Here is a 4,434-nt window from a genome sequence, read left to right on the forward strand (position 1 = left end):
AAAGTCCCACCCCCCCCGGCGCCCCCCCTACATCCCCGCGCGGGCGGGGGGGCGCCCCCACCCCCCCCCCGGCGCCCCCCCCCGAAGCGGTGGCCGTGGCGGCCACGCCGGGGGGAATCGAGGGAATCCGCTGATCGGCTGCGAGCGCACCCGTGTCGGCCGCAGCCGCGGCGACGCCGATCGCCGCGGTGGATTCGACCGCGTCGGTGACCCCGGCGGTCTCGTGCTCGGGTACCGAACCGGCGCTCCGGGTAGCGGAGGCATCCGCATCGTCAGCCGCGGCGGGGCCGGTCGCCTCAGCAGACCCGGTGGTCTCGCGCGCGAGTACCGAACCGGCGCTCCGGGTGCCGGAGGCATCCGCATCGTCGTGCGCGGCGATGCCGATCGCCCTGGATTCGATCACACCGGCAGACCCGGTGGTCTCGTGCTCGAGTACCGGACCGATGCTCCGTGCGCGGGCGTCCGCATCGGTGGGCCCGGTGGTGTCGGGTCCGGGTACCGAACCGGCGCTTCCGGTGGCGACGTCCGCATCGTCGGGCGCGGCGGGGCCGGTCGAGGTCGCGCCGGGGGTACCGCTCAGCGACTCCCCGGCGCTGGCGATGTCCGGAGCGGGTTTCGGGTGCGGGGATTCGCCGGGGTGGGCGGGTTTGTCGGTGGACATGAAACCTCCTGTGGGTGTGCGGGATCGATCCCGGTATTCGAGGCCGGGGGTGGGAAAGGGTCGTTTGCCGGATCGTCGGGGCCCGTGGCCCGGTTGGGGGCCCGGGGTCGCGATTCCGGGTGGGCCGGTCAGTCCGGCAGCGTGAGGCGGATGCGGGAGCCGGGGGCGGCCACGGCGATGGTGCCGCCGTGCAGGTCGACTATCCAGCGGGCGATGGCCAGGCCGAGGCCGGTGCCGCCGCTGGTGGTGCGCCCGCCGCGGGTGAAGCGTTCGAACACGCGGGGGCGTTCGGCGGGTGGGATGCCGGGGCCGTCGTCGGCGACCTCGATGACGGTGTGCCCGCGCAGGGTGTGGGCTTCGAGGCGGACCTCGCCGCGGGCGGGGCCGTGCCGGGTGGCGTTGTCGGCGAGGTTGAGCAGCACCTGGTGCAGGCGGGCGCGGTCGGCGCGGACCAGCAGGCCGGGGGTGGCGGCGATGGTGAAGCGCACGGGGCGATCCACGGCGGCGGCCATCACTTCCGCTTCGGCGACAACCTCTTTCAGCAGGGGCTCGAGCGGGAACTGTTCGCGGTCCAGGCGGACGGCTCCGGCTTCGATGCTGGACAGGGCGAGCAGTTCGGAGACCAGCAGGCTCAGGCGTTCGGTCTGGGCGAGCGCGGTGCGCAGGGTCGCGGGGTCGGGTTCGGCGACCCCGTCGACGAGGTTCTCGAGCACCGCGCCCAGGGCGGTGATGGGGGTGCGCAGTTCGTGGGAGACGTTGGCGATGAACTCGCGGCGCTGCTGATCGGCCGCGGCCAGGTCCGCGGCCATGGAGTTGAACGCGGCGGCGAGTTCGCCGACCTCGTCGCGGGAGGTGGCGCGGACCCGGCGTGAATAGTCGCCCTGGGCCATGTGTTTGGCGGCGGCGGTCATCTCCCGCAGCGGCATGGTCATTCCGTGCGCCAGGACCTGCGAGGTGGCCAGGGCCAGCAGGACGGCCGCGGCGGTGGTGCGCGGGGGCAGCCAGCCGATGCGCAGGGCGAAGAACCCGAACGCCACCGCTCCCGAGCCGACCATGAGGATGGCCAGTTTCAGTTTGATCGAGCGCACCCGATCCAATGGCCTGGGCAGTCGTGCGGCGAGCTGTCCCGCCCACACCCGTGCCCGTTCCCCGCTGTCGCTCACGCGTCCCCCCGCTGATAGCGCAGTGGCGTCGGGTGCGTGTACGCCCGGCGCCGCGCGGACCTCCCCGCCCGCGCATCCCCTATGGAACCATCCCGGCGATCGGGGCAGTCGTGCAGTGCCGCCGCGACCCGCGCCGTCCACTCCCCCGCGCTCATCGCGCCTCGAGCGCGTAGCCGACCCCGTGCACGGTGCGGATGAGGTCGGGCCCGAGTTTGCGGCGGAGCGCCTTGATGTGACTGTCCACCGCGCGGGTGCCCGAGGCGTCGGCCCAGCCCCACACCTCCGAGAGCAGGCGTTCGCGCGCCAGGACGGTGCGCGGGCGGCGGGCCAGGTGGACCAGGAGCTCGAATTCCAGTGGGGTGAGCTGGGTTTCGGCGTCGGCGCGCCAGACGCGCCGCTGGTCCAGGTCGATGCGCAGGTCCCCGACCACGATCGCGGCGCCCGGGGCGGCGGTGCGTTCCACGCGGCGCAGCAGCGCGTGGACGCGGGCGGTCAGCACGCGCATGGAGAATGGCTTGGTCAGGTAGTCGTCCGCGCCGACCCCGAGGCCGATGAGCATGTCGGTCTCGTCGGTGCGGGCGGTGAGCATGAGCACCGGCAGCGGGCGGCGGGCCTGGATGCGCCGGCACACTTCGAGGCCGTCGAAGCCGGGCAGCATGACATCGAGCACCACCAGGTCCGGGTCCAGGGCTTCGGCGGCGGTCACGGCGGCGGGTCCGTCGTGGGCCAGATCGACGCTGAACCCTTCGGCCCGCAGGCGCGCGGCGATGGATTCGGCGATGGTGGGTTCGTCCTCCACCACCAGAATGCGCCGCGCGGTGCGCTGCTGGGTCGCTTCCATGGTGTGACCCTATGCAGTGGGCGTGGAGATGGTTCGGCCCGCTTGTGAAGATGTTGTGGAGACGCCGCTCACCCCGGGCGGCCCCGGTGGCGCAACCGCGGCCTGCGCGCCGGTCAGCGCACCCTCGGCCGTAATATGGACGGGTGCGCTCACCGACGGATCACACCGCGCCCCTGCGCGGCGCCGCCGTCGGGGCGACCTCGGGGGCGGTCGCGATCTTCGCGCACGCCCTCGGCGGCGGTACCGCGCTCCCGGCCGGATCGGCGGTGGCGCTGCTGCTGGCGGCCTGCGGGCTGATCGGGGTCGTGGTCGCCGCGCTGCGGCCCGCGCACGTGCTGGCCGCGACCATGGGAATGCTGGCGGTCGGTCAGGCCGTCGGACATCTGGCGTTGTCGATGTCGCCCGGGCATCACCAGCACGGCGCGACCCCGCTCATGCTGGCCGCGCACCTGGTGGCGATTCCGGTGGGCGCGTTGCTCATCGGGGCGGCCGAGGTCGGGCTGCGGCGGGCGATCACCAGCGCGCGCCGGTTCATGGTGGCGCTGGCGGGCGTGCTCACTCCGCCGGAGCGGGTCGCGGGCGCGTTTCGCGCCGATGAGCGGGCGGTGGTTCGCCGTCTGCTGGTGAGTCCCGGTATCGGGCGGCGCGGGCCGCCGCGGGGCCCGATCGTGTTCTCACACGTCGTTCCGGCGTAAGTCTCTCGGCCGGTGCCGGGTGGGTGGCCGCGACTCTCGCGGTCAGCGCTCCCCCGGGCGCGGCGGCATCGATGCTCAGGACCGTTCGCCGCATCCCTCGTAGTCGAGCGTTGCCGGGCTTGCTGTTCGCCCTCGCGCGGCGATGACGGACGCGGACCTCGAGACCCGCTGTACGCATCGGCCCCGCATCGCGAATAGCACGCCCGCGCTTGATGATTCGACGCTCGACTCCGTCGCGGCGTCGAGTTGCCTGCGCGCCGCGTGCCCGGCTCGCCCATGCGGGACCGCCCCGGAACGACTTCCGCATCACCCTCATCGATCGGAGATTCCCGTGTCCATCACCCTGCCCCGCACCCCGCGCGCCCGTCGTCTCGGCCTGCTCGCGGCCGTCGCCGCGCTGGCGATCGTGCCCACCGCCTGTTCCAGCGATTCGGCCTCGACGGTCACCGGCAAGGCCGCCGAGGAGATCAGCTACAACGACCAGTGGATCAAGGCCGCCGACAGCGGCATGTCCGCGGCGTTCGGCATCCTCACCAATGCCGGTGACGCCCCGGTCAATCTGGTCGCCGCGTCGAGCCCGGTGTCCGCGCGCGTGGAGATCCACGAAGTCGTCGCTGCCGCCGGCGGAGACAAGACCATGCGGCCCAAGGAGGGCGGGATCGTCATTCCCGCGCACGGCACCATCACCCTGAAGCCGGGCGCGGACCATCTCATGTTCATGGATCTGAAGCAGCCGCTGCGCACCGGCGCGGAAACCCCCATCACGCTGATCTTCTCCGACGGTTCCACGACCACGGTGTCCGCGCAGGTGCGGGACTTCGCCGGCGGCAACGAGAACTACAGCGGCGGCGAGCACCCCGCACCCGCCGCGCAGAATCCCGCGCACGGTGGCTGAGCCCGCGTCCCCGCACCCGAGCCGGGTCACCCGGCGGCGACTACTCGGCGGCGGCGCTGCCGTGGCGGGCGCCCCCGGTGCCCCCGGAATACGCGGGGTGATAGTCAGATAACACGACTGAAATCCAGACACCATCAACAAAAAAACGGATTCCGGGTTATTTATTTAAATTTTAGGGG

General features: G+C 72.8%; 5 protein-coding genes. 2 read left to right on the plus strand and 3 right to left on the minus strand.

Annotated features, from left to right (window positions below; all coding sequences use genetic code 11):
• From ABZ319_RS40050 to ABZ319_RS40060, 3 genes are all read right to left on the minus strand, one after another.
• On the minus strand, positions 1 to 661 hold a 661-nt coding region (locus ABZ319_RS40050), incomplete at its 3' end, for a hypothetical protein (protein ID WP_354991821.1).
• 128 nt (positions 662 to 789) lie between these two features.
• Complete coding sequence (locus ABZ319_RS40055) at positions 790 to 1,716, minus strand: HAMP domain-containing sensor histidine kinase (protein ID WP_354991825.1); 927 nt, start codon at positions 1,714 to 1,716, stop codon at positions 790 to 792.
• Between the two features lie 259 nt (positions 1,717 to 1,975).
• Entirely contained in the window at positions 1,976 to 2,665 is a 690-nt protein-coding gene (locus ABZ319_RS40060) for a response regulator transcription factor (RefSeq protein WP_354991822.1), read from the minus strand.
• 143 nt (positions 2,666 to 2,808) lie between these two features.
• Between ABZ319_RS40060 and ABZ319_RS40065 the strand changes: the two genes are divergently transcribed.
• Positions 2,809 to 3,360: a hypothetical protein gene (locus ABZ319_RS40065; RefSeq protein WP_354991823.1), complete on the plus strand. Its 552-nt coding sequence runs from the start codon at positions 2,809 to 2,811 to the stop codon at positions 3,358 to 3,360.
• A gap of 331 nt (positions 3,361 to 3,691) precedes the next feature.
• Positions 3,692 to 4,255, plus strand: a complete 564-nt coding sequence (locus ABZ319_RS40070) for a copper chaperone PCu(A)C (protein WP_354991824.1) — start codon at positions 3,692 to 3,694, stop codon at positions 4,253 to 4,255.
• Positions 4,256 to 4,434 lie beyond the last annotated feature (179 nt).

The organism is Nocardia sp. NPDC005978 (assembly GCF_040614455.1).
Lineage (GTDB): Bacteria > Actinomycetota > Actinomycetes > Mycobacteriales > Mycobacteriaceae > Nocardia.

What these genes read in the sequence shown, in the direction of transcription:
- ABZ319_RS40055 (WP_354991825.1), bottom strand. Translation starts at nt 1,716, where the DNA reads ATGGTCGGCTCGGGAGCGGTGGCGTTCGGGTTCTTCGCCCTGCGCATC.
- ABZ319_RS40060 (WP_354991822.1), bottom strand. Translation starts at nt 2,665, where the DNA reads ATGGAAGCGACCCAGCAGCGCACCGCGCGGCGCATTCTGGTGGTGGAG.